This is a genomic window from Kineosporiaceae bacterium SCSIO 59966, from assembly GCA_020881835.1.
GTDB lineage: Bacteria > Actinomycetota > Actinomycetes > Actinomycetales > SCSIO-59966 > SCSIO-59966.
In genome coordinates, this window is record CP052876.1 from 419,359 (window position 1) to 445,099 (window position 25,741).

Consider the following 25,741-nt stretch of genomic DNA (forward strand, 5'->3'; position numbering starts at 1 on the left):
AGGAGCGGCTCGGTCCTCAGTCGTCGGGGAGTCCCGCCGGCTGGTCGTCTCGTCGCTGGCCCCCCGGGGGCCGCTCCGGCGCATCCTCCTCCTGCCGCGCAGCCAGGGCGTTCCGCAGCGCGTAGTGGTGCATCACCCGGTACACCACCTCACACCCTGCCCAGCTGATGAGCAGTGCCGCGAGGATGCGAACGGCGAACGACTCCAGCGGCTCGTGCTGTGAGAGCAGGGCCGGGAGCTGGGGGACGGCGATCAGCAGGGTGCCGAGCAGGACGATCCCCACCGGAGGCCCCGGGGTGGCAGGCGGTGGTGTCGGTTCCATCTACAGCCCTCTCCGGATTGCTTGGCGCTGCCGGGTGAAGACGTACCGGCGAATGACGTCGGCGACACGTGGTGAGTGGTTGAAGCGGCCGGTCACCACCCACGTCCCGCTGTCGGTCTGCTCGCACCGCAGCACCACGAACGGCACGGACAGGTCGACGCCGTCCAGCGTCAGGTGCACAACGGTCGCCCGGCCCGTCGGCGGCTCGCTGACGAGCACGGCGCGCAGCCCCGTCTCGCTGATGTCGACGGTGTGCCCCGGGACCTCCGCAGCGCCCGCCGTGAACGTCATCGGCAGCCGGACCTTCTCGCGCACCGCCGCCCGGCGCTGCTGCAGCTGCCCTGGGCCCAGGGGACGAAGGACCCAGTCGTGCCGGTCATGGTCCTGCAGCTGTGCGGCGAGCGACCCTCGGCCCGCGGGGCTCTCCCAGAAGAGCATCACGCGCCCGTCCTCGGGAGGCAGCGCCGTGACCGCGGACCCGCCGATCAGCCGCACGGGTGCGGACACGACGAGGTCGTGCCTGGTCAAGGCCCGCGCCAGACTCTGCGCGAGCGCCGGGTCGGCGCCGAGCCGCACCTGCAGCGGTGTGCCCTCCCTGGGCCATGCTCGGGCCTCGAGCCGGCCGTCGTCCGCGGTCACCGGGCCCCCTGGTCGGCGAGCCGTGCGGCCAGCACGCCCGCCCACGCACTGCGGGTCGCGGGCCGACCGTCGAGGCGAGCGACGGGGACGCCGACCGCGAGTACCGATGCCGGGTCCGCTGTCGAGTCGAGGTCGTCGACGGCGAGGGCGTCGACACGGCCCAGCCGCTCGACCCAGGCCCTGACGTCCTCCGGCTTGCGGGACGCTTCGACCACCGCCCACGTCGTGCACGGTTGGAGTGCACTGAGGGTCTCCGCTGCCCACTGCACGCCGCGAAGGCTGAGCGGCGCGTCCACCACGACGATCGTCGGGTGGGTTCGCCGGCTCCACTGGGCCCGTCGTTGCGCTGCACTCTCCGGGCCGCTGGCCCGCAGTCTGGCGGGAAGCCGCTCGGTCGGCCCCCCGCGACTCACCAGCGTGATCGCGTCGGCCGGTAGCCGGGTCTCGGCCGCCACGTCACGTGCGAGGCGCATCGCGGCGGTCGTCTCGCCCACCAGGGCGAGGACGTCCCCGTCGCCGAGCCGGGCAGCGGGCGGCTCGGGGAGCCGCATGACCGCTGTGACCATCGAGGTGAGTGCCTGTCCGTCCGGTACGGGGCCGCCGGGTGCCGGCAGGCCCGAGCGGTCCTCGACCCCCGAGAGCCTGGTGAGCTTGGTCAGCACCTCTCGGAACGAGGCCGACTCGGTCGACACGGCGGGCCTCGCGGTGGCAGGTGGTGTGGCTGCTCGTGATGCGGCTGCTCGTGGTGCGGCTGCCGGTGCTGCGGCCGGCTCCTCGGGTGAGGCGGTCTGTGCTTCGTCACTGGCACTGGCACTGGCACTGGCACTGGCCCTGTCACTGTCACTGTCACGTCGCAGCGCAGCGAAGCGCTCCGCCGTGCTGACCCGGTCGGCCATCTCGGTCAGCTCGGTGGTGTCGGTGAGCCCGGTGGTGTCGGTGAGCCCGGTCGTGTCGGGCAGCCCGGTCGGGTCGGGCAGCTCGGTCGTGTCGGTCAGCTCCGTCGGGTCGGTCACGTCCTCGACCTCGACGAGGACCTCGAACCGCTCTCGGCTGAAGAAGCCGGCGATCCCCCCGGTGCGCACCCGGTCAGCCTGGACGATGCGGGCCTCGGGACCGCACTCTCGGCGCACCCGAGCCAGCAGCTCGTCGAGGTCAGGTCCCTCAAGCTGTAACTGCATCCCGGGCAAGGTCGATCACACCTCTCGTCTCGATCTGGAGCCTGCTGGAGAGCTCGGAGTAGGCGATCACCGGCATGCGGGGGACGGTGACCCGGACCAGTCGCCGCACTGCCGCCCGCACCTGCGGCGCACAGACGAGCACCACCTGCTCACCGGCCTGCTCAGCGGTCTGGGACACCTGGGCGAGGTCGATCATCAGCTGCTCGGCGTCCTGCGGCCCCAGCGCCAGGAAGCTGCCGCCCTCGCCGGTGCGCAGCGACTCCAGCAGTCGCTGCTCGGTCAGCGGCTCGAAGGTCACGACCCGCAGCCGGCCGTCCTCGGCGAGGGCCGAGGAGATCGCCGGGCCGATCGCCGTCCGCGCGGCCTCGACCAGGGCTTCTGGGTCCTTGGAGGTGCGGGCACGCTCGGACAGCGCCTCGAAGAGCCGGGGCAGGTCCCGGATCGAGATCTGCTCGTCCAGCAGTGCCTGCAGCACGTGCTGCACCTCGCCCAGCGAGAGCTGGGAGGGGGTGAGCTCCTCGACCACCGTCGGGTGGCTCCTCTTCACCATGTCGACCAGTGACCTGACGTCCTCGCGGCTGAGAAGGCGACCGGCATGCTCGCGGACCACCTCGGCCAGGTGGGTGATGAGCAGGGACGCCCGGTCGACGACGGTGGCGCCGGCGATCTCGGCCTGCTGCGCGAACTCGGCCGGTACCCAGCGCGCCGGCAGCCCGAAGACGGGCTCGGTCGTGGGGGCCCCCGGCAGCGATCCCAGGTCGTCCCCGATCGCCAGCACGTGCCCCGCCGGGGCCTCGCCTCTCGCGACGTCCACTCCGTGGACCCGGATGGCGTAGGTGTGCGGGGGCAGGTCCAGGTTGTCACGGGTACGGACCAGGGGGATGACGATCCCGAGCTCGAGGGCGATCTTGCGGCGCAGCGCCCGCATCCTGTCCATCAGGTCCCCACCGCTGGCCACGTCGACCAGGTCGACGAGGTCGTACGCCACCTCGAGCTGCAGCGGTTCGACGCGCATCTCGGCGGCCAGCGCCTCCGGGGAGTCCGCCGCCGGGGCCGCTGGTTCGGCGTGCCCGTCGTCCGTCGCGACGGCAGGGGCGTCGGGGTCCGGGATGCGCAGCGTCGCCAGCAGCACGGCGCCGCCCACGACGAGGAACGGCATCATGGGCAGGCCAGGCACGAGGGCGAGCAGGCACACCGCGGCCCCGCCGAGGCGCAGCGCCTTGCGCTGGCGGGAGAACTGCCCGACCAGGTCGCTGGCCATGTCCCCGTCCGAGGTGGAGCGGGTGACGATGATCCCGGTGGCGACCGAGATCAGCAGCGCAGGAATCAGCCCGACGAGGCCGTCGCCGACGGTCAGCAGGCTGTAGGTGTTGACCGCCTCGCCCATCGGCATCCCACGCTGGACGACGCCGGTGAAGAAGCCGCCGACGAGGTTGATGACGGTGATGAGGATGCCGGCGATGGCGTCACCCTTGACGAACTTCGACGCGCCGTCCATCGCCCCGTAGAAGTCAGCCTCCGCGGTGACCTCGGCGCGCCGGGTGCGGGCGGTGTCCTCGTCGATCAGACCGGAGTTCAGGTCGGCGTCGATCGCCATCTGCTTGCCGGGCATCGCGTCGAGGGTGAACCGCGCGGACACCTCGGCCACCCGGCCCGCGCCGTTGGTCACGACGATGAACTGGACGAGGACCAGAATGGCGAAGACCACCATGCCGACGACGAGCGACCCACCGATCACGACGTGCCCGAACGCGTCGATGACCTTCCCGGCGTAGCCGTCCAGCAGCACGAGGCGTGTGGAGCTGACGTTGAGCGCGAGCCGGAAGATCGTGGCGATCAGCAGCAGGGAGGGGAAGATCGCGAAGTCCAGCGGCCGCTTCACCGACATGCTCATGAGCAGGATCAGCACACCGGCGGTGATGTTGACCACCAGCAGCATGTCGAGCACCGCCGCGGGCAGCGGGACGACGAGCATGACGACGATCAGGACGACGGCGGCGGGGATGGCGGTCTTCATCACGGTGCGGCCCACACCTGTGGTGTCGGATCGGGACTGCCCGGTCTTGAGCCGGGTCTTGAGCCGGTCGGCGGGTCTCGGGCAGGTTGGGCGGTTCCCGAAGCCGTGATCCGTCCGGTTGCCACCGGAGCGCGTCGCAGGTCAGGACAAGGGCAGTCGTTCGCGCAGCTGGTACGGGGAGCCGGTGAGGAGCACCTGGGCCGCGGTCCGGGTCCGAGCGTTGACGACGATGGGCGCGAACAGGTTCGCGGTGGAGTCCTCAGCCCGTTCGCCGAGGGTCACCACCGACAGCAGCAGCGCGTCCTCGGCGTCCTCCAGCCCGAGGGAGGTGGCGGTGCCGTCGTCGAGTGAGGGCGCGTACTCGGGGAAGTACACGGTGGGCGGGACGACGACGAACTGGGCGTTCTCGTCGTCCAGGCTCCTCAGCACGAAGCACGGCACGTCGTCGGAGACGGAGACCAGCGCGAACCTGTGGGCTCCGGGGAACCCGACGATCCCGGCAGGGATGGTGATCTCCGGGAGCTCGCCGGGCAGATCGGTCAGCACGGCAGCGACTGTATCCACGCCTGAGCGCATTCCACGCCTCAGCGCAGGAAGTCCACGAGCGACGGCTGGATGACCCGTGCCGTCGCACCGAGCGCGGCCTGGTAGGCGACCTCCTGGAGCTGCAGGTCGACGATCGTCCTGGCCAGGTCGACGCTCTCGGTCTCGGCGAGCCGGCTGGTCCCGGTGAGGACCTTGTCGTCCGCGTTGTCCCGCAGCGTCTCCACCCGGTTGAACCGCGCGCCGACCTGACCGAGGGTCGACAGCATCCGGTCGATCGCCGTGTCGAGGTCGCCGAGATCGGTGGTCAGGTCCTCCATGTTGACCTTCGGGTCGACGGCGCCGTCCGCGTCGGCGTCGGTGCGCAGGTGCTGGCTGATGCGGTCCAGGACGGCGAACAGCTGGGACGGGTCGCCGTCGTCACCGAAGACCGCTGGTCCGGTGAAGGACACCTCGACCGCGGTCCCGGAGGCAACGGTGCGCTTGAGGACGCCGTTGTCCCCGACGTACGTGCCGGTGGCGGGGTCGTACGCTGCCACGCCCGAGGTGGTGCCCCCGAACAGGGGCACGTTGAGGTACCTCGTGTTGGCGACCTCGAGCAGTCCCTGCCGCAGGTTGTCGATCTCGATGGCCATCGCCTCGCGTGCCGCCGGAGGGATCGCGTCCGTCATCCCGGCGACGGTCACCTCCCGGGCGCGGTTCACCAGGTCGAGGCTGCGGGTCAGCACGGTGTCCGCCGTGGCCAGCCACCCCAGGCCGTCCTCGGCGTTGCGAGCGTACTGCTCGGTGCGGGCGTTGTCGCCGCGCAGCTGCATGGCCTGCACCGTGCGGGTAGGGGAGTCCGACGGCCGGTTCAGCGAGCGCCCGGAGGAGAGCTGCTCCTGGAGCTGCTGCATGCGGTCGAGGTTGCCCTGCAGCCCCTGCAACGACGTCTGGGCGACGGTGCGCTGGGTGATGCGGAACGCGGTCACGGGAGTCTCCTGCCAGGCGGCCGGGCCGGCTCAGCGGCCCACCAGGCCGGTGCGGTTGATGAGCGTGTCGAGCATCTGGTCGACCGACGTGACGAATCGCGCCGCCGCCTCGTACGCCCGCTGGAACGTGATCATGTTCGTCATCTCCTCGTCGAGGTTGACACCGGAGACGGCCTCCCGGGCGGCGTCGACCTGGGCCGTCATCTGCGCCTGGATGTCGACGCGCCGGAGGCTGGTCTGCACCTCCACGCCGAGGTCGACGATGTACGCCCGGTACAGCGTGTCCGAGCTGCCGGTCGCACCCGCCAGCTCGGCCAGTCTCATCGCGTTCCCGCCGTTCCGGCTGCCCGCGGGAGACCCGCTCTCCGCGGCGGCGAGCTGAGTCGGGTCCGACAGGCCCACCCGGATGCTGGTCGCGGTGAGCGGCCCCGACGCGGACACGAACAGCGGCTGCCCGGCGTTCCCGGCCTGGTCCACCCCGTCGACGTGGACGGTGTTCACCGTGTCCGCCAGGGCCGCGGCGATCTCGTCGAGACGCGCGGCATGGCGCGGCAGGATCTCGTTCACCGAGGACAGCAGCCCGCCCACCTGGCCACCCATGATGCTGGCAGCGGCTCCGTCCGCGGCCCAGGTCAGCTGTGCGGGGTCGGTGCCGGAGAGCTCCAGCTCGAGGGTGTCGGGACCGCTGACCAGAGGGCGGCCGGCGACCAGCACGGTCACCATGCCGTCCTGGTCGACCTGGCGGGTCGCGCCGACGAGGTCGGCCAGCTGGCTGACCAGCCGGTCCCGCTGGTCGGCCAGGTCGTTGGGGGACAGGCCGCTGCGCGTCGCCACCGAGACTGCCTGGTTCAGCTCGGCCACCCGGGTGGCCGTCGCGTTCACCTCCTCGGTCAGGGCGTCGAGCTGCTGGACGGAGACGTCACGCAGCCCCGTCAGGCCCGCCGCGGCCCGGTTCAGGCCGGTTGCCAGGGTCTCCGCCCGCTCCAGGAGCTGGGTGCGGGCCGCCAGGTCGTCAGGGTTGTTCGCGACGTCGTCCCAGCCGTTGAAGAAGTCGGACATCTGCGCCTGCAGGCCGATGTCTCCCGGCTCGGCGAACGTGGTCTCCACCTCGCGCAGGACCCCGTTGACGGCGCGGAGGGCCGCGTCGCGGCCGTGCTCGACGAGCGCCCGGCCCTCGAGGAACTCGTCGCGGACGCGGTCCGTGCCGTCGACGGTGACGCCGTTGCCGGCACCCGACCAGCGGGAGTGGACGGCAGGACTCACCGGGCCGTGGTTGGCCGACAGGTCCACCCGCTGGCGGCTGTAGCCGTCGGTGTTGGCGTTGGCGATGTTGTGGCCGGTCACCTGCAGGCCGCGCTGCTGCGCGTACAGGGACGACAGCCCGATGTTCAGACCGGAGAAGTTCGACACCTCACATCGCCCCGTCGACGAGTCGGGGTCCCGAGGGGCGGGACGCGCGTCCGGAGGCGGTGTAGGTGCGGGTGGTCTCCGGCTCGCTGAGGGCGGCGAGCGCCTCGCGCGCTGCCCGGTGAGCCGCCTGCAGCAGGTCCCGGTTGGCGTTCGCGAGGGACTGGATCTCCTCGGTCGCCGCCATCAAGGCCTTGCGGTGCTCGGCCAGGATGTCACCCCAGGGGGCCGGGGCCGTCTCGATGAGCTCGTGCAGGCTCGGCGCGGCCGCCAGGCCCAGCAGCTCGGCGACCCGCTCCACCTCGACGGCCCGCGCCAGCTCCGCGCGCTTGATCTCCTCGAGCACCATCTCCACCTCGCGGGTGGCGTGCGGCAGCCAGCGACTGCGCTGGGCAGCGAGCACGAGCTGCTCCTCCTCCAGCTTGAACTGGAGCAGCTCGAGCAGCTCTCGCTCCCGCCAGAGCGTGCTGGACACCTCGCCCAAGGCTTCGCCCACGGTCACTCCACCCTCGATCCGTCCGGCCGTCGACGACGGCCCGTGCTGCGCTGACAGCTGCACCATCGGCACGCTGCGGAAAGACCTGAGCAGTTCCGCAGCGCGGGGCCGGCCCGCGGACCGGAGACAGCCGGCCGGTGCCGTGGCGAACGGGTGAATTCGGTCGAACGCCCGCCGTCACGGCTCAACCACGGACGGCGCCGCCCCGAGGCAGTCCTCGTGCCCAAGTCGCTGCTGTCCTCGGCGGACGAGGACGCACTGGTCCGTGACCACCTCCCGGTGGTCGGCTACCTCGTCGCGGAGCTGGCGGGCCGGCTGCCACGTCACGTCAGCCGGGACGACCTGGTCTCCGCCGGGAACGCCGCGCTCGTCGCGGCGGTGCGCTCCTACCAGCCCGAGCGAGGCCCGTTCGGTTCGTACGCTCGCACGAGGATCCGCGGTGCCCTGCTCGACGAGCTGCGGCGGATGGACTGGGCCGCCCGCTCCGTGCGTGCCGAGGTGCGCCGCCGTGACCGGGTCGTCGACGAGCTGACCTGCCAGCTCGGACGCCGGCCGGAGCGGGCCGAGGTCGCCGCCGCCCTGGGCATCTCCGTGCGGGACCTCGACGGGGTCGACGACGACGTCCACCGCTCCGTCGTGCTGAGCTACCAGCACGTCGCCGAGACGCGGGACGTCGCCGCCGAGCTGCCCGACGGCGCGCCCACCCCCGAGCAGGTGATCCTCGAACGCGAGCGGCAGGCGTACCTGCTGGCCGCCGTGGAGTGCCTGCCCGACCGGCTGCGTCGGGTCGTCGAGGGGTACTTCTTCGAGGACCTGCCGATGGCGGCCCTCTCCGCCGAGCTGGGGGTCAGTGAGTCGCGGATCTCCCAGATGCGCGCCGAGGCAGTAGCGCTGATGCGGGAAGGTATCGCCGCCCAGCTGGACGCCGGTGCCGGTGCCCGGGAGCCGCGCCTGGACGGTGCGGCCGCCCGCCGCCGGGCCGCCTACTACGCGGCCGTCGCGGCGCACGCGGACTACCGGACCCGGGTCAGCGTGCCCGCCCCGCGGACGGCGTCGTCCGGCCGGGAAAAGTTCCGCGGATCCGCTCAGGAAGAGGTCGCCGCCGCCGAATGAGCACCCGGCACGCCACGGACGGCGTGCCAGGCACCACCCGGAGTCCCACGGACGGGACCCCGGCGCCCGCACCGGGCGACCAACTCACGGAGGAAGGACGACCATGGGTCTCCAGATCAACCAGAACGTCGCGGCGCTCAACGCGTACCGCAACCTGTCGGTCACCGACGGCCAGCTCTCCAAGAGCCTGGAGCGGCTGTCCTCGGGCCTGCGGATCAACCGCGCTGCCGACGACGCCGCCGGCCTGGCCATCAGCGAGAAGCTGCGCGGCCAGGTCAAGGGCCTCAACCAGGCCGTCGCCAACGCCCAGAACGGCATCAGCCTGATCCAGACCGCGGAGGGCGCGCTCAACGAGTCGCACTCGATCCTGCAGCGGATGCGTGAGCTCGCGGTGCAGTCCGCCAACGACACGAACACCTCTGCCGACCGGACACAGATCCAGAAGGAGGTGGACCAGCTCGCGTCGGAGCTGACCCGGATCTCCGACACCACTGAGTTCAACACCAAGAAGCTGCTGGACGGCAGCTTCACCGCCGCGCAGTTCCAGATCGGTGCCAACGCCGACCAGACGCTCTCGGTCTCGATCGGGGCGATGGACGCGCAAACCCTCGGTGTGGGGACCCTCGACGGTGCGACGGGCGTGACCACCGGTCTCGACGTCTCCACGGACGCGGCGACCGCGAGCAGCGCGATCACCACGATCCAGACGGCGATCGACTCGGTCTCCTCTCAGCGCTCCACCCTCGGTGCGGTGCAGAACCGCCTCGACCACACGATCAACAACCTGAACGTGGCGGCCGAGAACCTCACCGCGTCGGAGTCCCGGATCCGGGACACCGACATGGCCAAGGAGATGACGTCCTTCACCCGGGCGCAGATCCTGTCCCAGGCCGGCACCGCCATGCTGGCCCAGGCCAACCAGGTCCCGCAGAGCGTCCTGCGTCTGCTGGGCTGACCCACCTCCCCTGGTCGGGGTGGGGCGGGCACCAGCCCGCTCCACCCCTGAGGAGACCTCGTGAGCACCGTCCCGCTCCACCCGGCCGCTTCGGCGGACCTGCCGCGACAGCGCCCAGGCCTGCCGGCCGCCCCGTCCACCGACGCCCTGGTGGCACGGGCGCAGTCCGCCGTGGACAAGGCCGGCGTCACCGCCGACCGCGTGGTCGCCGAGCTCGCCGAGCACGAGCAGACCGGCCACCGCGTCGTCCGGCTGGTCGACGCCGACACCCGCCAGGTCGTCGGGCAGGTCCCGCCCGAGGTGGTTCTCGACCTCATCGCCTGGGCGATGGACGTCCAGCGCCGTAAGGAGGACCGCGATGGTCAGCATTGACGGCCTGGTCTCCGGCCTGGACACCACCGCGCTCGTCCAGCAGCTCATGCAGCTGGAGCGCGCCCCCCAGGTGCGGCTGGCGAATCAGCAGTCCCAGCTCAAGACGACCATCACCGGCTACCAGGGCCTGAACACCCAGTTCTCGCTCATCGGCAACGCCGCCGAGGCCGCCGCCGAGGCTGCCACCTGGACGGCGGCCAGGGCCACCTCCAGCGACGACGCCCGGGTCGGTGTCACCGCGACCCCGGGGGCGCCGGCCGCCCGGCTCACGGTCGCGGTGCAGCAGCTGGCCACCGACCAGGTCAGCACCTCAACCGCCACGGTGTCGTCCCCCACGGACGGCGCCGTCACCACCACGGCGATCACGCTGACCAGAGGTGGCTCCACGACCGACCTCACCCTGGCGGGCACCAGCCTCGCCGACCTGGTCAAGGCGATCAACGACGCCGACGCCGGCGTCACGGCCAGTGCCGTGCAGGACACCCCCGGCAGCTACCGGCTCGTGCTGACCAGCACGGGCACCGACACGGTGAGCGTCACCGCGACAGCCGACGGCTCCGACCCCTTCACCACGGCGCTCGGCCCGCTGACCCAGACGTCCGCCGGCACCGACGCCGAGCTGCTCGTCGGCGGCCCCGGCGGGTACCTCGTCACGCGCAGCAGCAACACGGTCAGCGACCTGCTCGACGGGGTGACCCTCACCCTCAAGCAGGCGGACCCGAGCGCGGCGGTCACCGTCGAGGTGGGCCCGGACGTCGACGCCATCACCGCCAAGGTGGACAAGATGGTCTCGGCCGCCAACGCCGCTCTCGGTGAGATCTCCCGCCTCACTGCCTACGACGCCGAGACCGGGAGCGCGGGAGTGCTGATGGGCGACTCGCTGCCCCGGCTGCTCCAGCAGCGGATCGTGGACGCGGTGCGCGGCAGCGGGGACGGCAGCGCCGGCGCTGCCGGGATCACCGTGACCCGCGACGGCACGCTGACCTTCGACAAGGCCAGGTTCGCCGAGGCGTACGCCGCCGACCCGGCCGGCGTCCAGGCCGCGATCGGTGCCGGCACCGACTCCGCTCCCGGCCTGGCCGCCCGACTCGACGCCGTCGCCGGGGACGCCACCCGGTCTCAGTCCGCCGAGGGCGGCCCCGGCCTCATCACCTCGGCGCTGGACTCCCGCAACCGGCAGGTCCAGGGCCTCACCGACCGCATCGCCGACTACGACCGGCGGCTGGAGATGCGCGAGCAGACGCTCCTGCGGCAGTTCACCGCGATGGAGACCGCGCTCAGCGCCGCCCAGCAGCAGAGCAGCTGGCTGTCCAGCCAGCTCGCCGGACTGTCCACGAACTGGATGGGGAACTCTTGATGAGCACCAGCGCCTTGGCCCGCAGCCGCTACGCCCGCGACTCGGTGACCACCGCGTCCCCCGCCCGGCTGCTGGTCATGCTCTACGACCGGCTGGTACGTGACCTCGTCACCGCTGAGCGCGCTCTCGTCGAGCAGGGCGGCGCACCCGCTGGCGACGCCCGCGACGCGCTCCTGCACGCCCAGGAGATCGTCCTGGAGCTACGTGCCAGCCTCGACCTCGACGCCTGGGACGCCGCTGCCGGGCTCGCCGACCTCTACGCGTTCCTGCACGGCGAGCTGGTCGCCGCCAACGTCGACCGCGACGTCACCCGCATCACCCCGTGCCGGCAGATCGCCGAGGAGCTCCGCGACGCGTGGCGGCAGGCCGCGCTGGCCACGGTGTCGCCATGACCGCGCCGTCGTGGGAGGCGTGCCTGCGCGACCTCGCGGCGTCCCTCGCCGCCCAGCGCCAGGCCCTGGACGACGGCGCGGTCCCGGTGCCGTTCCAGCCTCCTGCCGGCCTCGGGCCCCTCCCGCGCCACCTGGTGCCCCGGGCCCTGGAGCTGCTGACCGAGAGCCGCGAGGTCGAGCGGCGGCTCGCCGCGGCGATGACCGGCGTCCGCCGTCACAGCGACGTCGCTCGACGGCTTCGCCCCGCCGCCGGCCCGGCCCCCGCCCGTTTCGTCGACCGGACCGGCTGAAGCCCGCCGCCGGACAGGAGGACGACAGTGCGGTGGCAGCACCGGGCCGACGGGTACGTGTGGGCCGTGCCCGACCCGGGCGAGGACCTCACCTTCGAGCAGGCCGTCCGCCAGGCCGACGAGCACGGCTGTGAGCGGCTTGACCTGGAGGCCCTCCAGGCGACCCTCGTCGACGGCGAACCTCGTGCGGTCGCCGTCCTCGGCCCGGCGTCTGCCGACGGCCGGCTCACGGTCGAGGTGAGTGACGACGGTCTCACCGCCGTCCTGCACGTCGAGCCGCCGGGCGCGCGGAAACCCCGACTCAGCCACGACGACGTCGACCGTGCGCTACGGGACGCGGGCGTGCGCCTCGGGGTCGACCGGAACCTCCTCGCCACGCTCCCCCTCGACCGCCCGGGGAGCTACCAGGTGGCCTCCGGGTGGCCTCCCACCGAGGGTCGGCCGGGATTCCTCGAGTACGAGGTCTCCGTCGACCACGAGCTGCGCCACCGGGTCCGGGACGACGGCAGCGTCGACTTCCACTCCGTCGCACGGATGCCGAACGTGCGCGCCGGTCAGCTGCTCGCCGTCCTCGTCCCGCCCCTGCCAGGGGTCCCGGGGCGGGACGTTCACGGTGAGGTGATCGAGGCTCCCGCCGGGGAGCCGGCGGTCTTCCCCGAGGGTGACAACGTGTGGGTCAGCGACGACGGGACGCGGCTGCACGCCGGGATCGACGGTCTGCTGGAGATCGTCGGGGAGAAGGTGTCCGTCCGCCCGGACCTCGTCGTCGAGGGCGACGTGGACTTCTCCACCGGCTCCATCGACTTCGCCGGCGACGTCATCGTGCACGGGTCGGTGCTCCCCGACTTCTTCGTCACGGCGACCGGCAAGGTCGTGGTCCTCGGAGACGTCGACCACGCCAGGATCGACGCCAGCACCATGGTGTGGATCCGTGGCGCCCTGGTCGGTGACCGGGCACGGGTCCGGTGCAACGGCAACGTCAAGATCGGCACCGTCCGGGAGGGACGCGTCGAGGCCGGGGACTCCGTGGTCGTCGAGCACGAGACGCTCGGGGCCGAGATCCTCGCCGGCGTCCGTCTCGTGCTCCCGTCGTCGCGAAACCGGCTCGCAGGTGGCGTGGTGCACGCCGGGGTCGAGGTGATCGCCGGGGAGATCGGGTCCATCGCCGGCATCCCCACGGAGATCACCATCGGCCGCAGCCCTCAGGAGGTGGAGCTCCTCGCCCTGCTCACGGCAGAGCTGCGCGAGCACAGCACCGTCCTCGAGCGGGTGCTGGCCACGACGACCCCGCTGCGCCAGGAGCCCGAACGGATCGCCGAGCTGCAGGGTCGCCGGCGGGAGGCCGCCGACCGGCTGCTGGAGCTGGAGGCCTCGCTGCGGCGGCGTGTCGGCGAGATCGCCGACCGGCTGCGCCAGCTCGACCGGCCGGAGCTCGACGAGCAGCCCGGCCGTGTCGTCGCCCGCCAGGTGATGCGCCGCTCGGTGCGGGTTCGCTCCGGCGCGGACGTCGTGACCACGACGAGGGACCAGTTCCGCGTCGTCGCCACCCGGGTGAACGGGCGGCTCACCGTGGTACCGCTGGCACAGCAGCCCGCCGCGGAGCCCGCCCCGGCAGCGCCACTGGCCCAGCCGTCTTGGGCCATTCGGGGGTAATGCCCCGACGAGAACTCAAGGAGGCCGGCCCCCGGCTCCGAGAACCAGGGCGTGACCCAGCCGACCTTGGACGTGCTGCACAGCGCACTGAGTGGCCTGGCGCTGCGCCAGCGGATCATCGCGGACAACATCGCCAACGTGGAGACACCGCACTTCCTCGCGGGACGTGTGGACTTCGAGTCGGCGCTGCGCGACGCCATGGCCGACGGTGACGGCTCGCTGGCCGAGCCGACCGTCGCGCGCTCCCTGGAGCCCACGCGGACGAACGGAAACAACGTGAACCTCGACCAGGAGACCCTCGCCCTGATCGACACGGGCCTGCGGTACCAGATGATCGCCCAAGCGGTCAGCGGCAAGTTCCAGCTGCTGCGGACGGCGTTGCAGCGATGAGCGTCTTCGGCGCCATCGGGATCTCCGGGTCCGGTCTGCTCGCGCACCGCAAGTGGCTCGACGCCGTCTCGGACAACATCGCCAACATCAGCACCGTCACCGGCACCGACCAGGCCGCCTTCCAGGCCCGGATGGTCGTCGTCCAGGCCGACGAGTACGGCGAGGGCGGCGGCGTTCGCGTCGCCGGGGCCACCTTCGGGGACCCCGAGGGACGCCTCGTGCACGAGCCGGACCACCCGCTGGCCGACGAGAACGGGTACGTCCGGTACCCCGACATGGACCTCGGCGACCAGATGGTCCAGCTGATGATCGCCCAGCGCGCCTACCAGGCGAACCTCACGGTCGTCGACCGCGCCCGTGACACGTACATGCACGCTCTGCAGATCGGGAAGTGACCGTGTCGATTCCACCTGTCGGCGGCCTGACCACCCCGCCCGTCCTGCCGACCCTGCCCGGGGCCGACGCCCCGGCGGCCGCACCCGCCACCGGGCAGGAGCTGGCCGCCGACTTCGGTGCGATGCTCTCGGGCCAGATCTCGGCGCTGCAGGACCTGCACACCACCTCCGACCAGCTGGCCAGGGCCGCTGCCACCGGGGACCTGACCGACGTGCACGACTACACGATCGCGAGCACCCAGGCCGCGGTGGCCACCGAGCTGACCGTCGCCGTCCGTAACCGCGCGGTGGAGGCGTTCACCGAGATCATGCGGATGCAGATCTGATGCCGGGGCAGCTGTCCGCGACTGCCCGCCGGTTCCGTGAGATGTTCGCGGACTTCACGACCGGCCAGAAGGCCGTCACCGTGGTCGCGGTTCTCGCGGTACTCCTCGGCGGCGTCCTGTTCGCCACCTGGGCGGCCAAGCCGACGATGGTGCCGCTCTACTCGGGGATGGAGTCCGCCGACGCCGCCGCCGTCGTCGAGGAGCTCAGTGCCGCCGGCACACCGTACGAGCTGGCGGACGGCGGTCGCACCGTGCTCGTCCCCCAGGCCGACGTGCAGCAGCTTCGGCTGGACATGAGCGCGGCCGGGCTGCCGCAGCAGGCGCCGACCGGCTACGCCCTGCTCGACGAGCAGGGCGTCACGACGAGCGAGTTCCGTCAGCGCGTCGACTTCCAGCGCGCGCTGGAGGGTGAGCTCGCGGCGACGATCTCCACCATCGACTCCGTGCAGGCCGCCTCGGTGCACCTGGTGATGCCCGAGGAGCCCCTGTTCCAGGACGACGTCCGGCAGGCCTCCGCCTCGGTGCTCCTCACCCCTGCGCCGGGCAAGACCCTCGACTCCGGTCAGGTCCGTGCCATCGTCCACCTGGTCTCCTCCAGCGTCGAGGGCCTCGACCCCACCGCCGTCACCGTCGCCGACAGCGCCGGGAACGTCCTCAACGAGCCCGGGCAGGACGGCGCGGCGGCCGCTGCGCAGGACGCGCGGTCCGAGCAGACCCGCGCCTTCGAGCAGCAGCTTGCCGACTCGGCGCAGGACATGCTGGACAAGGTGCTCGGCCCCGGCGGTTCCGTCGTGCGCGTCAACGCGGTTCTCGACTACGACGAGCGCACCACGGTCACGGAGTCGTTCGAGACCGACCCGGAGGCGCCGGCCGTCAGCGAGAGCATCTCCGTGGAGAACTACACCGGAACCGGCGTCCCCGTCGGTGGGGTGCTCGGACCAGAGAACGTGGAGCTGCCCGAGGGCGGCGGCGACAGCGAGTACGGCAAGGAGCAGACCGAGCGAACGTACGCGGTGGGCAAGACCACCGAGGAGGTCACGGCCGCCCCCGGCACGGTGGAGCGTCTGTCGGTGGCCGTCGTGCTCGACCAGGCCGCCGCCGGCACCGTCCAGACGGCCGAGGTGCAGGAGCTCGTCGCGGCGGCGGTCGGGCTCGACGCCGGCCGCGGCGACGTCATCACCATCGACGAGATGGCCTTCGACACCAGCGCGGCGGACGCCGCGCAGGAGGCCGCTGCCGCTGCCGCCGCTGCCGCTGAGCGCGAGCAGATGATGTCGATGATCCGCACCGGGGTGATCCTGGTCGTCGTCGGCGCTCTGGTCGCGGTCGCACTGCGCTCGCTGCGCCGCCGGGAGCGCACACCGGTACCGATCCCCCTGTACCCGTTGCGGATCGAGGAGCAGCAGCGTGCCGAGCAGCTCACCGGGGCCGACGAGCGCGGCGCCCTGACCGCGGCCGACCAGCCGGCCCAGGTCCCGCGGCAGCTCCAGCCCGAGGAGGCCCGGCGCCTCGCCGTCCAGACCGAGATCAACGATCTCGTCGAGCGGCAGCCCGACGAGGTGGCCCAGCTGCTGCGCGGCTGGCTCGCGGACCGGAGGGGCTGACCGGTGGCCGTCACCACGTCCGACGTCGTCGTCGACCCGGCGGCGCAGGAGCTCAGCGGAGTCCAGAAGGCCGCCGTGCTCATCCTGCACCTCGGCACGGAGCACTCGGCCAAGGTGCTGCGGTCCATGCGGGACAGCGAGGTCGAGCTGGTGATGGGTGAGATCGCCCGCCTCGGCTCGGTGAGCAGCGACACCGTCGACTCGGTCCTCACCGAGTTCCAGGAGCTGGCCCAGGCCCGCCGCTACTACAGCCGCGGGGGCATCGAGTTCGCCCGCGAGGTGCTCCAGGAGAGCCTCGGTGCGGAGCGCGCCGGGCAGATCCTCGAGCGCCTGCAGAGCTCGCTCGTCGAGATGCCCTTCCAGTTCCTCCGCCGTGCCGACCCCCAGCAGGTGCTGTCGTTTCTCCAGGACGAGCACCCACAGACGATCACGCTCGTGCTCGCGCACATGCCGGCGGGCCCCGCCGCAGCCGTGCTCTCCGCGCTGCCGGAGGACCTGCAGGCGGACGTCGCCCACCGGCTCGCGCTGATGGACCGCACCTCACCGGAGGTGGTCCGGCAGGTCGAGACCGTGCTGGAACGCAAGCTCTCGTCCGTGCTGCAGTCCGCGGACTACGCCCAGCCGGGTGGCCTGCAACCGCTGGTCGACATCATCAACCACTCCGACCGCGGCACCGAGCGGCTCATCCTGGACGGCCTCGAGCGGCGCGACCCGGCCCTCGCCGAGGAGGTCCGCAGCCACATGTTCGTCTTCGAGGACATCGTCAACCTCGACGACCGGTCCGTGCAGGTCGTGCTCCGCCAGGTCGACACCAAGGACCTCGCGACCGCGCTCAAGGGCGTGCGCGCCGACGTCCGGGACAAGGTCATGAGAAACCTCTCGCAGCGGGCCGCCACCAACCTCACGGAGGAGATCGAGCTGCTCGGCCCGGTCCGGCTGCGCGCCGTCGAGGAGGCCCAGGGCCAGATCGTGCAGGCGATCCGGGCGCTCGAGGAGGCCGGCCAGATCACCGTGAGCCGTGGGGAGCGCGATGAGTTCGTCGTCTGAGGTGCTGCTGACAAGTACGCCGCTGCGCGGCGAACGGGCCCGCGAGTGCCGGCCGGCCCGCTTCGACGTCGACCTGCGCACCAGTCCCTACGCCGGACGCCGGGCCGACCCCCGGCTGAACGACCCGGTGCTTGCCGAGGTCGTCGACCGGGCGGCCCGGCAGGCCGCCGAGGAGGGACGCGCCGCCGGGTACGTCGCCGGCTACGAGGAGGGCCGCCGGGTCGCCGCAGCGGAGGCCGCCGCTGCGGCCGACGAGGCGGAGCGTCGCAGACAGGCGGTCGAGGCCGGGCGACGCGCGTCGTCGGCCCGCGCGGTCGCCGCTCTGGAGGAGGCCGCCCGGGACCTGCTGGCGCGGGAGGCCGTGGCTCTCATCGAGGTCCAGGACGCGCTGGCCCGCGCGGCCGTCGACCTCGCCGAGATGCTCCTGGGCGCTGAGCTCGCCCTGGCCAGCTCACCCGGCACGGAGGCCATCGCGCGCGCCCTGGCGCTGCTGCCCGGCACGGCCGAGGTCGTCGTCCGGATGAACCCGGCGGACGTCGCGGCCCTGGGTGACCTCTCCCTGCTGGCACCCGAGCGCACCGTCCAGATCGTCCCCGACGACACGGTCGCAGTCGGCGACTGCCTCGCGGACTCCGCCGGCCGGCACGTCGACGCGCGCCTCGGCCCCGCGCTCGAGCGGGTCCGGGAGGTGCTCGGCGGATGAGCGTCGCCGCACTGCTCGCCGACCGGGTCGCCGCGGCTGCCGGTGCCGCCCGGCCGCGCGTGACCGGCCGGGTCCGCCAGCTGCTCGGCAGCACCGTCGAGGTGGAGGGCGTCGAGGCCGCGATCGGCGACGCCGTGCACATCGAGCGCGGCGACCACGACCTGGTGCCCGCCGAGGTCGTCGCCGTCCGCGCCGACACCCTCGTCTGCCAGCCCCTCGGAGACCTCACCGGGGTTCGGGCCGGCGCCCCCGTGGAGGCCGACTCGGCCCCGCTGACCGTCCCGGTGGGCCCTGCCCTGCTCGGCCGGGTGCTCGACGGCCTCGGCCGGCCGCTGGACGGCGCGCTGCCGCCCGACCTTGAACGCGTCACCGTGCACGGCGTCCCGCCGCACCCGCTGCGACGCCAGCGGGTGACCACCCCCCTGCCGCTCGGGGTCCGGGCCCTCGACACCCTGGTGCCCTTCGGGCGCGGGCAGCGCACCGGCATCTTCGCCGGTTCCGGGGTGGGCAAGTCGACCCTGTTGTCGATGATCGCCCGGGGGAGTGCCGCGGACGTCGTCGTGCTCGCCCTGGTCGGCGAGCGTGGCCGGGAGGTGCGCGAGTTCATCGAGGACGACCTCGGCCCCGACGGCCTGGCCCGCGCGGTCGTCGTCGTGGCGACCGCGGAGGAGCCGCCACTCGTCCGGATGCGCGCGGCCCTCACCGCCACCCGGATCGCGGAGTGGTTCCGGGACGCCGGTCGCGACGTCCTGCTGATGATGGACAGCCTGACCCGGGTGGCGATGGCCGCCCGCGAGATCGGCCTGGCCGCCGGCGAGCCGCCGACCACCCGCGGCTACCCGCCGTCCGTGTTCACCCTGCTGCCCAGGCTGCTCGAGCGTGCCGGTGCCGGCGAGACCGGCAGCATCAGCGCCCTGTACACCGTCCTCGTCGAAGGCGACGACCTCAACGACCCGATCGGCGACGCCGCCCGGTCGCTGCTCGACGGGCACGTCGTGCTGTCCCGCCGACTGGCGACGTCCGGGCACTACCCGAGCATCGACGTGCTGGAGTCGGTCAGCCGCTTGGACCGGGTGCTCACCACGCCGGAGCAGCGGGCCGCGGCGACCGAGCTGCGCGGACTGCTCGCCGCCGAGCGCGACGCCCGCGACCTCGTCGAGATCGGCGCCTACGCGGCCGGCAGCAACCCGACCGTCGACCGCGCCCTGCAGCTCAAGTCCGCGGCGAACGCCTTCCTGCAGCAGGCCACCGACGAGACGGTGCCGGTTGACCAGAGCTGGGCGGCGCTGCGGGCGCTGCTCGCCCGTCCTGGGGACGGCTCGTGAGCGGCCGGCTCGACGGCGTCCTGCGAGTGCGCCGGATCCAGCGTGACACCGCCCGGGCCGCCGCCCTGGCCGCCTCCGCCGGCGTCCAGCAGGCCCGGGCAGCCGCGCGGGACGCTGCCGCCCGGCTCGCCGACGGGGACCCAGGCGCAGAGCTCAGCGCCGGTGAGCTGGTCGCCGTGCACGACCTCGGCCTGCGCCGCGCCCTCGCCATCACCGAGGCCAGCGCGATCCTGCGTGGAGCCGAGGAGGATCTCGCCGCCCGCCGCGCCGACGTGCTGGACGCCGACCGCCGGGTGTCGGCGGTCGAGCGGTGGGACGAGCGGCGCCGCGCCGCGGCCGCGGCCGAGCTGCTGAAGGCGGAGCAGCGCGCGAACGACGAACGAGCAGGGGCCCGGCACCAGCAGCGGTCCACCGCCCCCGCTCCAGCACCGTCCCCCAGGAGGCCTCGGTGACCGGGCTCGCCACCATCCACGGTCGGATCGCCGAGATCCAGGGCCGCTTCGCCGCCATGGTTCCCGCGGTGCCGCAGGCCCGGTCCGGGGACGCGTCCCCGGCCGCGCCGCCGGTCGGGCAGCTCGACTTCAGGGCCGCCTTCCAGTCCGCGCTCGCAGCCACCGGGGGCGCTCCGCCCGGGCCGCAGTTCCGGCCGTGGAGCCCCTCGACGGCAGGGGCGACCGCCGGGTTGACGTCGTCGCCGTCGTGGTCGGGGTCCTCGGCGCAGCCGTGGGGCGTCACCGGCGACGACGTGGTGGCCGCCGCCCGCAAGTACCTCGGTGTGCCGTACCTGTGGGGCGGCACCGATCCGGCCCAGGGTCTGGACTGCTCCGGTCTCGTCGAGCGTACCTACGCCGACCTGGGTGTCGACCTCCCCCGGGTGAGCCGGGACCAGGCGAGAGCCGGCACGGCAGTGCCCAGCCTCGCGCAGGCCCGTCCCGGTGACCTGGTGGCATTCAACGACCCGGTCGACCACATCGGCATCTACCTCGGCAACGGACAGATGATCGTCGCGCCGTCCAGCGGCGACGTCGTCAAGGTCCAGGACGTCTACGAGACCCCGACCGCGATCCGCCGGGTCCTGCCGGACGGTCCTGGCCAACCGGTGCCCGCGACCGGCGGCCTGCCGGCCCCCGTCTGGGCGGGCGGCGTCCTGCCGGCGGGGACGCCGTACGCGGACCTGTTCGTCTCCGCGGGCCGCCAGCACGGTGTCGACCCGGCGCTGCTGGCAGCCGTCGCCAAGGCCGAGTCCGCGTTCAACCCGCGAGCGGTGAGCCACGCCGGCGCCCAGGGGCTGATGCAGCTCATGCCCGGCACCGCCAAGGAGCTGGGTGTCGCCGACCCGTTCGACCCGGCCCAGGCCGTCGACGGCGCTGCACGGCTCCTCGCGCAGCACCTCGGCACCTTCGGCTCGGTGGACCTGGCGCTGGCGGCCTACAACGCGGGCCCGGCAGCGGTTCGCCGGTACGGCGGGATTCCACCGTACGCGGAGACCCAGGCCTACGTCCGGAAGATCACCGACACTTTGGCGGCGCCATGAGCATCGGCACGGTCATCAACGCCACGGCATCCCGCAGCGGTGCGGGCACGAGGCAACCACCCGGTGCGGACGATCCCGTGACCGCCACGGCGTTCGCGGGTGTGCTGGCCGCACTGACCTCCCCGACCGCTCCCGAGCCTCAGGCCGCTGAGCAGGGTGTCACCGGTCCGGGGGCGCCCCTCGAGGGGCCGGAGGGCGGGGAGCCGGCACCCGGGTCGCTGCCAGCCGCCGTCGCCGTCGCCGTCGTAGAGGTAGGGGTAGAGGTAGAGGCAGAGGCAGAGGCAGAGGCAGAGGCAGAGGCAGAGGTAGACGTAGACGTAGACGTAGACGCGGACGCGGACGCGCATGTAGCCGCAGACGCGGACGCTGGATCGGACCCGCTCGACCTCGCTGTCCCGGCCACGCCGCCGGCAGCCGTGCCGGTCACCGTCGCACCGTCGGCCGACGTGTCGCAGGCGGAGGCGCCCACGGTCGGTCCACCGCAGACCGGTGGACCGGGGACGAGCCCCGCTGGGACGCCGACGGCCGCCGCGGCGTCCGGCGACACGGCGGCGGGCGACGTGGAGGGCAGTGAGCATGCCGCGCAGGTCCGGTCGGAGTCCTCACGGTCCGGCGTCCGACCGGCCGGGGAGGTGCACAGTGCGCCCGCGCCGACTGCGGCCCCAGCGGGCCACGGCGCCGAGGCCTCGGCGCCGACCACGTCGCAGTCGGAGGCGGAGCGGGACGCCGAGCCGGCCGCCCCGGGCCAGTCGTCCGCACCGACCACCGCAGCTCCTGCCACGACCCGACACGCCGTCACGGCGCGAGCAGTGCCGACCCCGCTGCCGGTGCCGCCGGCGGACCTGGGCCTGCACGTCGCCGCCCTGAAAGGTGCTGACGGCGACCACGTCCTGCGCATGTCGCTGCACCCGGTCGAGCTCGGCGCGGTGCGTGTCGACGTCCGGGTGGACGGCGACCAGGTCACCGTCTCCGTCCTGGCCGCCAGCGATGCCGCGGTCGAGGCCGTCCGGCTGGCTATGCCCGAGCTGCGCGCCCAGCTGGAGACCGCGGGGCTGCTGGTCACGGACCTCGAGGTCGGCCCCGACCACGGCGAGGACGAGGAGACCGCAGGCCAGCACGCTGCCTCCGGCGAGGCCACGGACGGGCGCCCGGAAGAGCCCGACGCGGACCCGGCGGTCCCCGGCGTCCCGGGCACCGACGGGTCCGTGACGACAGCGCCCACCGAGCACCGTCTCGCCGAACGCGGCTCTGACGGCCACCCGCGGCGATCCATCGACGTCCGGCTGTGAGACCGGAGGACAGGAGATCAGATGATTGAGAGCAGCACCGCAGTCCCGGCGGCGCTCGCCGTCACGGCGGCCTCGTCCGCACCGGCAGCCCCCGCCGCCAAGCCGGACGACCTGGGCCAGGACGCATTCCTCCAGCTGCTGGTGGCCCAGCTGAGGTACCAGGACCCGCTGAACCCCGCGAGCAGCACCGAGTTCCTCGCCCAGACCGCCCAGTTCACGATGGTCGAGACGCTCGAGGAGATGGCGTCCACGAACGCCGAGCTGCTGTCGGCGAACCGGATGCTCGGCGCCAGCTCGCTGGTGGGCCGTGAGGTCACCTACTACGACGACGCCGTCGGCGAGGTCAGCGGCACCGTCAGCGGTGCCCGGTTCGACGCCGCCGGCGCCGTCCTCACCATCGGCGACGTCCAGGTGCCGATGGCCCGCGTCACCGCTATCGGCGCTGCCACCGGCACGCCGCCCCAGGTCTGAGAAACCCTGACAGGAGAAGAGAGATGCTGCGTTCCATGTACTCCGGAGTCTCCGGGCTCCGCGGCCACCAGACGATGATGGACGTCGTCGGCAACAACATCGCCAACGTCAACACCACCGGCTTCAAGTCGAGCTCCACGGTGTTCCAGGACGTGCTGAGCCAGACGGTTCAGGGTGCGGGTGCACCCGGCGCCGAGCTGGGCGGCACGAACCCGGCCCAGGTCGGCCTCGGCAGCCGGGTCGGCGCGATCACCCAGAACTTCGGGCAGGGCGCCGTCCAGGTGACCAACCGCGCCGAGGACCTGGCCATCGAGGGTGACGGCTTCTTCGTCGTCCAGCTGGGCGCCGAGACCCTGTACACGCGGGCCGGCAACCTCAGCTTCGACCAGACCGGCACCCTGGTGACGCCTGGCGGTGGCCGCATCCTCGGCGTCGACGGCGCGCCGGTCGTGCGGCCGGAGACCAACGGCGCCGGCGAGGGGCTGCTCTCCTACACGATCTCGCCCGACGGCACCCTCGTCGGCGTGTTCGCCAGCGGCAACGAGGACCTGGCCCAGATCGCCCTGGTGACGTTCAACAACCCCGGTGGTCTGGAGAAGACCGGCAACTCCCTGTACCGGGCCACGGTGAACTCCGGCGCCCCCGAGCTCGGTGCGCCCGGTGAGGACGGGTACGGCACCTTGGCCAGCGGGATGCTCGAGATGAGCAACGTCGACCTGGCCCAGGAGTTCACCAACCTCATCGTCGCCCAGCGCGGCTTCCAGGCGAACTCGCGGACGATCACCACCTCGGACGAGATGCTCCAGGAGCTGGTGAACCTCAAGCGGTAGCCGGGGGAGGGGCCGGCGGGTCGCTGTGACCCGGCAACTCCTCAGATTCACGACGTCCGCGTCGATGGGGAAGAGGAGAAGCGGTGGGGCGACCCGCCGGCGGCGGTCACGGACGACCGCCGACACGCCGTCCAGGGAGTGGAGTCGCCGTGATCCTCGTGTCGAGGTTGAACGGGGCGCGGTTCGCGCTGAACCCGGACCTGATCGAACGCGCCGAAGCGACCCCGGACACCGTCCTGACCCTGTCCGACGGGACCAAGCTCGTGATCGCGGAGTCGGTCCCGCAGCTCGTGGACCTGGTCCGCGACTTCCGGGCGTCGGTGCTGGCCCGGGCTCATCTGCTGGAGACGACCGGTGAGACGGCCGTGCCGTCGCCGTCGCTGCGGCTGCTGCCCGTCACGGACGAGGACTGACGATGGACCCGGCAACCATCATCGGCATCTCCGCCGCCTTCGGCGCAGTGCTGCTCTCGGTGTTCCTCGAGGGCAGCAGTCCGATGAGCATCATCCTGCTGCCACCGATGATCCTCGTGTTCGGCGGAACCCTCGGCGTGGGCCTGGCCGGCGGCCTGACCCGGGACTTCGTCGGCTCCCTCAAGTCGCTCAAGCGAGCGTTCACGGCGAAGGCGCCCCGCCCGGAGCAGCCGGTCGCGCTGATGGTGGAGCTCGCCGAGCACGCGCGTCGCAACGGCCTGCTCGCCCTCGAGGAACGGGCCCAGCGGGTCGACGACCCGTTCCTGCGCCGCGGCCTGGAGCTCCTCGTCGACGGCACCGAGCCCGACGAGCTGCACGACATCCTCGACATCGAGGTCGCGGCGGTCCGCAACGCAGGCAAGACCGACGCGCAGCTGTACGCCGACATGGGCGGCTACGCGCCGACCATCGGCATCGTCGGCACCGTGATCGGACTCGTCCACGTCCTGGAGAACCTCAGCGAGCCGGAGAAGCTCGGCCACCTCATCGCCGGAGCCTTCGTCGCCACGCTGTGGGGTGTGATGAGCGCCAACCTCATCTGGCTGCCGATCGCCAGCCGGCTCAGGCGGCTGACCGAGCTCGAGGTTCGGCAGATGGAGCTGACCGTCGCGGGAATCATGGCGATCCAGTCCGGAAGCAACCCTCGGCTCGTCGAGCGCCGCCTGCGGTCCTTCCTGCCGCCCGGCACCGTCAAGGAGGAGCAGGACCGCGCCCCGGCCGAGGAGGCGGCGTGAGCGCGCGCCGCCGCCAGGGGCCGGCCCACGAGGAGGAGGAGCACGGCAATCACGAGCGGTGGATGGTCACCTACGCCGACATGGTGACGCTGCTCATGGTGCTGTTCATCGTGCTGTTCTCGATGAGCCAGGTCGACCAGCGCAAGTACGAGCAGCTCAAAGCCGGTTTCGCCGAGCAGTTCGGCACCGGGCCCAGCCTGATGGACGGCGGGTCCGGCCTGCTGACCACAGGCGCGTCCGTCGGCGACGCGCCGCTGCAACCCGGCGTCGACGAGTACAGCCCGGAGAACCTGCAGGAGACCGTGCGGCAGGCGCTCGCCGCCCCAGCCGTGCGGCCCGGCGACGTCGAGGAGACCGACCCGGGCACAGCGGACGGCGCCGACACGTCCGCGGACGGCGCCAGCCTCGAGATGGCCTCCCTGGAGAGGGTCCGCCAGCAGATCCAGCAGGCACTGGACGCCCGAGGAATGGGCGACGCCGTCAGCTTCCGGTACGACGAGCGGGGACTCGTGGTCACCATCGTCACCGACGAGGTGCTCTTCATGCCGGGGGAGGCCGACCTGCAGAGTCACGGTCGGGAGGTGCTGGACGCCATCGGCCCCGCCCTGGCCCCGTTGCCGAACGCCGTCACCGTCGACGGGCACACCGACAACGTGCCGATCTCCACGGCGCCGTTCCCGTCCAACTGGGAGCTGTCCACCGCTCGCGCCACCACGGTGCTGCGGTACCTCCTCGACCGGCACGGGCTCGACCCGGCCCGTGCCTCCGCCAGCGGCTACGCCGACCAACGGCCGCTCGCGCCCAACGACAGCCCGTCGAACCGACAGGTCAACCGCCGGGTGGAGGTCGTCGTCCTCGCTCTTGCTCCGCTGGCCCTTGGCGAGCCCTGACCCCCGAGCCCTGACGCCCGAGCCC

30 protein-coding genes are annotated in these 25,741 nt (G+C 72.7%); 22 read left to right on the forward strand and 8 right to left on the reverse strand.

What is annotated here, in order from left to right; all coding sequences use genetic code 11:
• Positions 1–16: 16 nt before the first annotated feature.
• From HJG43_02015 to HJG43_02050, 8 genes are all read right to left on the reverse strand, one after another.
• On the reverse strand, positions 17–322 hold the full coding sequence (locus HJG43_02015; protein ID UER53529.1) for a hypothetical protein: 306 nt from the start codon (positions 320–322) through the stop codon (positions 17–19).
• Complete coding sequence (locus HJG43_02020; protein ID UER53530.1) at positions 323–961, reverse strand: PilZ domain-containing protein; 639 nt, start codon at positions 959–961, stop codon at positions 323–325.
• Positions 958–2,139, reverse strand: coding sequence for a hypothetical protein (locus HJG43_02025; GenBank protein UER53531.1), 1,182 nt, complete (start codon positions 2,137–2,139; stop codon positions 958–960). The genes HJG43_02020 and HJG43_02025 overlap by 4 nt, the downstream gene beginning before the upstream one ends.
• The gene (gene flhA, locus HJG43_02030) at positions 2,123–4,156 is read right to left on the reverse strand and encodes a flagellar biosynthesis protein FlhA (GenBank protein UER53532.1); all 2,034 of its coding nucleotides are present in this window, start codon (positions 4,154–4,156) and stop codon (positions 2,123–2,125) included. The genes HJG43_02025 and flhA overlap by 17 nt, the downstream gene beginning before the upstream one ends.
• 141 nt (positions 4,157–4,297) lie before the next feature.
• Positions 4,298–4,702 (reverse strand): flagellar assembly protein FliW, encoded by a 405-nt coding sequence (locus HJG43_02035; protein UER53533.1) that lies wholly within the window; start codon positions 4,700–4,702, stop codon positions 4,298–4,300.
• A gap of 38 nt (positions 4,703–4,740) precedes the next feature.
• Positions 4,741–5,670 carry a flagellar hook-associated protein FlgL gene (gene flgL / locus HJG43_02040; protein UER53534.1) on the reverse strand — a complete coding sequence of 310 codons (930 nt, stop codon included), beginning with the start codon at positions 5,668–5,670 and terminating at the stop codon, positions 4,741–4,743.
• A gap of 30 nt (positions 5,671–5,700) precedes the next feature.
• Positions 5,701–7,080, reverse strand: a complete 1,380-nt coding sequence (gene flgK / locus HJG43_02045; protein ID UER53535.1) for a flagellar hook-associated protein FlgK — start codon at positions 7,078–7,080, stop codon at positions 5,701–5,703.
• Position 7,081: 1 nt separating this feature from the next.
• The gene (locus tag HJG43_02050) at positions 7,082–7,639 is read right to left on the reverse strand and encodes a flagellar protein FlgN (GenBank protein UER53536.1); all 558 of its coding nucleotides are present in this window, start codon (positions 7,637–7,639) and stop codon (positions 7,082–7,084) included.
• A 192-nt stretch (positions 7,640–7,831) separates the two neighbouring features.
• Between HJG43_02050 and HJG43_02055 the strand changes: the two genes are divergently transcribed.
• From HJG43_02055 to HJG43_02160, 22 genes are all read left to right on the forward strand, one after another.
• Positions 7,832–8,686: a sigma-70 family RNA polymerase sigma factor gene (locus tag HJG43_02055; GenBank protein UER55628.1), complete on the forward strand. Its 855-nt coding sequence runs from the start codon at positions 7,832–7,834 to the stop codon at positions 8,684–8,686.
• A gap of 103 nt (positions 8,687–8,789) precedes the next feature.
• Entirely contained in the window at positions 8,790–9,641 is an 852-nt protein-coding gene (locus HJG43_02060) for a flagellin FliC (protein ID UER53537.1), read from the forward strand.
• A 60-nt stretch (positions 9,642–9,701) separates the two neighbouring features.
• Entirely contained in the window at positions 9,702–10,013 is a 312-nt protein-coding gene (locus HJG43_02065) for a hypothetical protein (GenBank protein UER53538.1), read from the forward strand.
• The gene (gene fliD / locus HJG43_02070; GenBank protein UER53539.1) at positions 10,000–11,370 is read left to right on the forward strand and encodes a flagellar filament capping protein FliD; all 1,371 of its coding nucleotides are present in this window, start codon (positions 10,000–10,002) and stop codon (positions 11,368–11,370) included. Before HJG43_02065 ends, fliD begins: the two co-directional genes overlap by 14 nt.
• Positions 11,370–11,762, forward strand: coding sequence for a flagellar export chaperone FliS (gene fliS, locus HJG43_02075; protein UER53540.1), 393 nt, complete (start codon positions 11,370–11,372; stop codon positions 11,760–11,762). The genes fliD and fliS overlap by 1 nt, the downstream gene beginning before the upstream one ends.
• Entirely contained in the window at positions 11,759–12,052 is a 294-nt protein-coding gene (locus tag HJG43_02080) for a hypothetical protein (protein ID UER53541.1), read from the forward strand. The genes fliS and HJG43_02080 overlap by 4 nt, the downstream gene beginning before the upstream one ends.
• A gap of 27 nt (positions 12,053–12,079) precedes the next feature.
• Entirely contained in the window at positions 12,080–13,705 is a 1,626-nt protein-coding gene (locus tag HJG43_02085) for a DUF342 domain-containing protein (protein ID UER53542.1), read from the forward strand.
• Positions 13,706–13,756: 51 nt separating this feature from the next.
• Entirely contained in the window at positions 13,757–14,095 is a 339-nt protein-coding gene (gene flgB, locus HJG43_02090) for a flagellar basal body rod protein FlgB (GenBank protein ID UER53543.1), read from the forward strand.
• A complete protein-coding gene (gene flgC, locus HJG43_02095; protein UER53544.1) occupies positions 14,092–14,490 on the forward strand; it encodes a flagellar basal body rod protein FlgC in 399 nt (132 codons plus the stop codon). Before flgB ends, flgC begins: the two co-directional genes overlap by 4 nt.
• Positions 14,491–14,492: 2 nt before the next feature.
• On the forward strand, positions 14,493–14,816 hold the full coding sequence (fliE, locus tag HJG43_02100; protein ID UER53545.1) for a flagellar hook-basal body complex protein FliE: 324 nt from the start codon (positions 14,493–14,495) through the stop codon (positions 14,814–14,816).
• Positions 14,816–16,420 carry a flagellar M-ring protein FliF gene (gene fliF / locus HJG43_02105; GenBank protein ID UER53546.1) on the forward strand — a complete coding sequence of 535 codons (1,605 nt, stop codon included), beginning with the start codon at positions 14,816–14,818 and terminating at the stop codon, positions 16,418–16,420. The genes fliE and fliF overlap by 1 nt, the downstream gene beginning before the upstream one ends.
• Positions 16,421–16,423: 3 nt before the next feature.
• Positions 16,424–17,467 carry a flagellar motor switch protein FliG gene (fliG, locus tag HJG43_02110; GenBank protein ID UER53547.1) on the forward strand — a complete coding sequence of 348 codons (1,044 nt, stop codon included), beginning with the start codon at positions 16,424–16,426 and terminating at the stop codon, positions 17,465–17,467.
• Positions 17,451–18,170: a hypothetical protein gene (locus HJG43_02115; protein ID UER53548.1), complete on the forward strand. Its 720-nt coding sequence runs from the start codon at positions 17,451–17,453 to the stop codon at positions 18,168–18,170. The genes fliG and HJG43_02115 overlap by 17 nt, the downstream gene beginning before the upstream one ends.
• Entirely contained in the window at positions 18,167–19,495 is a 1,329-nt protein-coding gene (locus tag HJG43_02120) for a FliI/YscN family ATPase (GenBank protein UER53549.1), read from the forward strand. Before HJG43_02115 ends, HJG43_02120 begins: the two co-directional genes overlap by 4 nt.
• Entirely contained in the window at positions 19,492–19,947 is a 456-nt protein-coding gene (locus HJG43_02125; protein ID UER53550.1) for a hypothetical protein, read from the forward strand. The genes HJG43_02120 and HJG43_02125 overlap by 4 nt, the downstream gene beginning before the upstream one ends.
• Before the next feature lie 56 nt (positions 19,948–20,003).
• A complete protein-coding gene (locus HJG43_02130) occupies positions 20,004–21,029 on the forward strand; it encodes a transglycosylase SLT domain-containing protein (GenBank protein UER55629.1) in 1,026 nt (341 codons plus the stop codon).
• A 446-nt stretch (positions 21,030–21,475) separates the two neighbouring features.
• Positions 21,476–22,318 (forward strand): hypothetical protein, encoded by an 843-nt coding sequence (locus tag HJG43_02135; protein UER53551.1) that lies wholly within the window; start codon positions 21,476–21,478, stop codon positions 22,316–22,318.
• 21 nt (positions 22,319–22,339) lie between these two features.
• Complete coding sequence (locus HJG43_02140) at positions 22,340–22,789, forward strand: flagellar hook capping protein (protein UER53552.1); 450 nt, start codon at positions 22,340–22,342, stop codon at positions 22,787–22,789.
• Between the two features lie 23 nt (positions 22,790–22,812).
• On the forward strand, positions 22,813–23,619 hold the full coding sequence (locus tag HJG43_02145) for a flagellar hook-basal body complex protein (GenBank protein UER53553.1): 807 nt from the start codon (positions 22,813–22,815) through the stop codon (positions 23,617–23,619).
• A gap of 149 nt (positions 23,620–23,768) precedes the next feature.
• Positions 23,769–24,032, forward strand: coding sequence for a flagellar FlbD family protein (locus tag HJG43_02150; protein UER53554.1), 264 nt, complete (start codon positions 23,769–23,771; stop codon positions 24,030–24,032).
• A 2-nt stretch (positions 24,033–24,034) separates the two neighbouring features.
• A complete protein-coding gene (locus HJG43_02155) occupies positions 24,035–24,826 on the forward strand; it encodes a flagellar motor protein (protein ID UER53555.1) in 792 nt (263 codons plus the stop codon).
• On the forward strand, positions 24,823–25,716 hold the full coding sequence (locus HJG43_02160; protein UER53556.1) for a flagellar motor protein MotB: 894 nt from the start codon (positions 24,823–24,825) through the stop codon (positions 25,714–25,716). The genes HJG43_02155 and HJG43_02160 overlap by 4 nt, the downstream gene beginning before the upstream one ends.
• Positions 25,717–25,741 lie beyond the last annotated feature (25 nt).

Excerpts from the sequence above, each read along its gene's own strand:
- HJG43_02015 (UER53529.1), bottom strand. The coding sequence starts at position 322 with ATGGAACCGACACCACCGCCTGCCACCCCGGGGCCTCCGGTGGGGATC.
- HJG43_02025 (UER53531.1), bottom strand. The coding sequence starts at position 2,139 with ATGCAGTTACAGCTTGAGGGACCTGACCTCGACGAGCTGCTGGCTCGG.
- flhA (UER53532.1), bottom strand. The coding sequence starts at position 4,156 with ATGAAGACCGCCATCCCCGCCGCCGTCGTCCTGATCGTCGTCATGCTC.
- HJG43_02050 (UER53536.1), bottom strand. The coding sequence starts at position 7,639 with ATGGTGCAGCTGTCAGCGCAGCACGGGCCGTCGTCGACGGCCGGACGG.
- HJG43_02060 (UER53537.1), top strand. The coding sequence starts at position 8,790 with ATGGGTCTCCAGATCAACCAGAACGTCGCGGCGCTCAACGCGTACCGC.
- fliD (UER53539.1), top strand. The coding sequence starts at position 10,000 with ATGGTCAGCATTGACGGCCTGGTCTCCGGCCTGGACACCACCGCGCTC.
- fliS (UER53540.1), top strand. The coding sequence starts at position 11,370 with ATGAGCACCAGCGCCTTGGCCCGCAGCCGCTACGCCCGCGACTCGGTG.
- HJG43_02080 (UER53541.1), top strand. The coding sequence starts at position 11,759 with ATGACCGCGCCGTCGTGGGAGGCGTGCCTGCGCGACCTCGCGGCGTCC.
- flgC (UER53544.1), top strand. The coding sequence starts at position 14,092 with ATGAGCGTCTTCGGCGCCATCGGGATCTCCGGGTCCGGTCTGCTCGCG.
- fliF (UER53546.1), top strand. The coding sequence starts at position 14,816 with ATGCCGGGGCAGCTGTCCGCGACTGCCCGCCGGTTCCGTGAGATGTTC.
- HJG43_02115 (UER53548.1), top strand. The coding sequence starts at position 17,451 with ATGAGTTCGTCGTCTGAGGTGCTGCTGACAAGTACGCCGCTGCGCGGC.
- HJG43_02120 (UER53549.1), top strand. The coding sequence starts at position 18,167 with ATGAGCGTCGCCGCACTGCTCGCCGACCGGGTCGCCGCGGCTGCCGGT.
- HJG43_02130 (UER55629.1), top strand. The coding sequence starts at position 20,004 with ATGGTTCCCGCGGTGCCGCAGGCCCGGTCCGGGGACGCGTCCCCGGCC.
- HJG43_02140 (UER53552.1), top strand. The coding sequence starts at position 22,340 with ATGATTGAGAGCAGCACCGCAGTCCCGGCGGCGCTCGCCGTCACGGCG.
- HJG43_02145 (UER53553.1), top strand. The coding sequence starts at position 22,813 with ATGCTGCGTTCCATGTACTCCGGAGTCTCCGGGCTCCGCGGCCACCAG.
- HJG43_02155 (UER53555.1), top strand. The coding sequence starts at position 24,035 with ATGGACCCGGCAACCATCATCGGCATCTCCGCCGCCTTCGGCGCAGTG.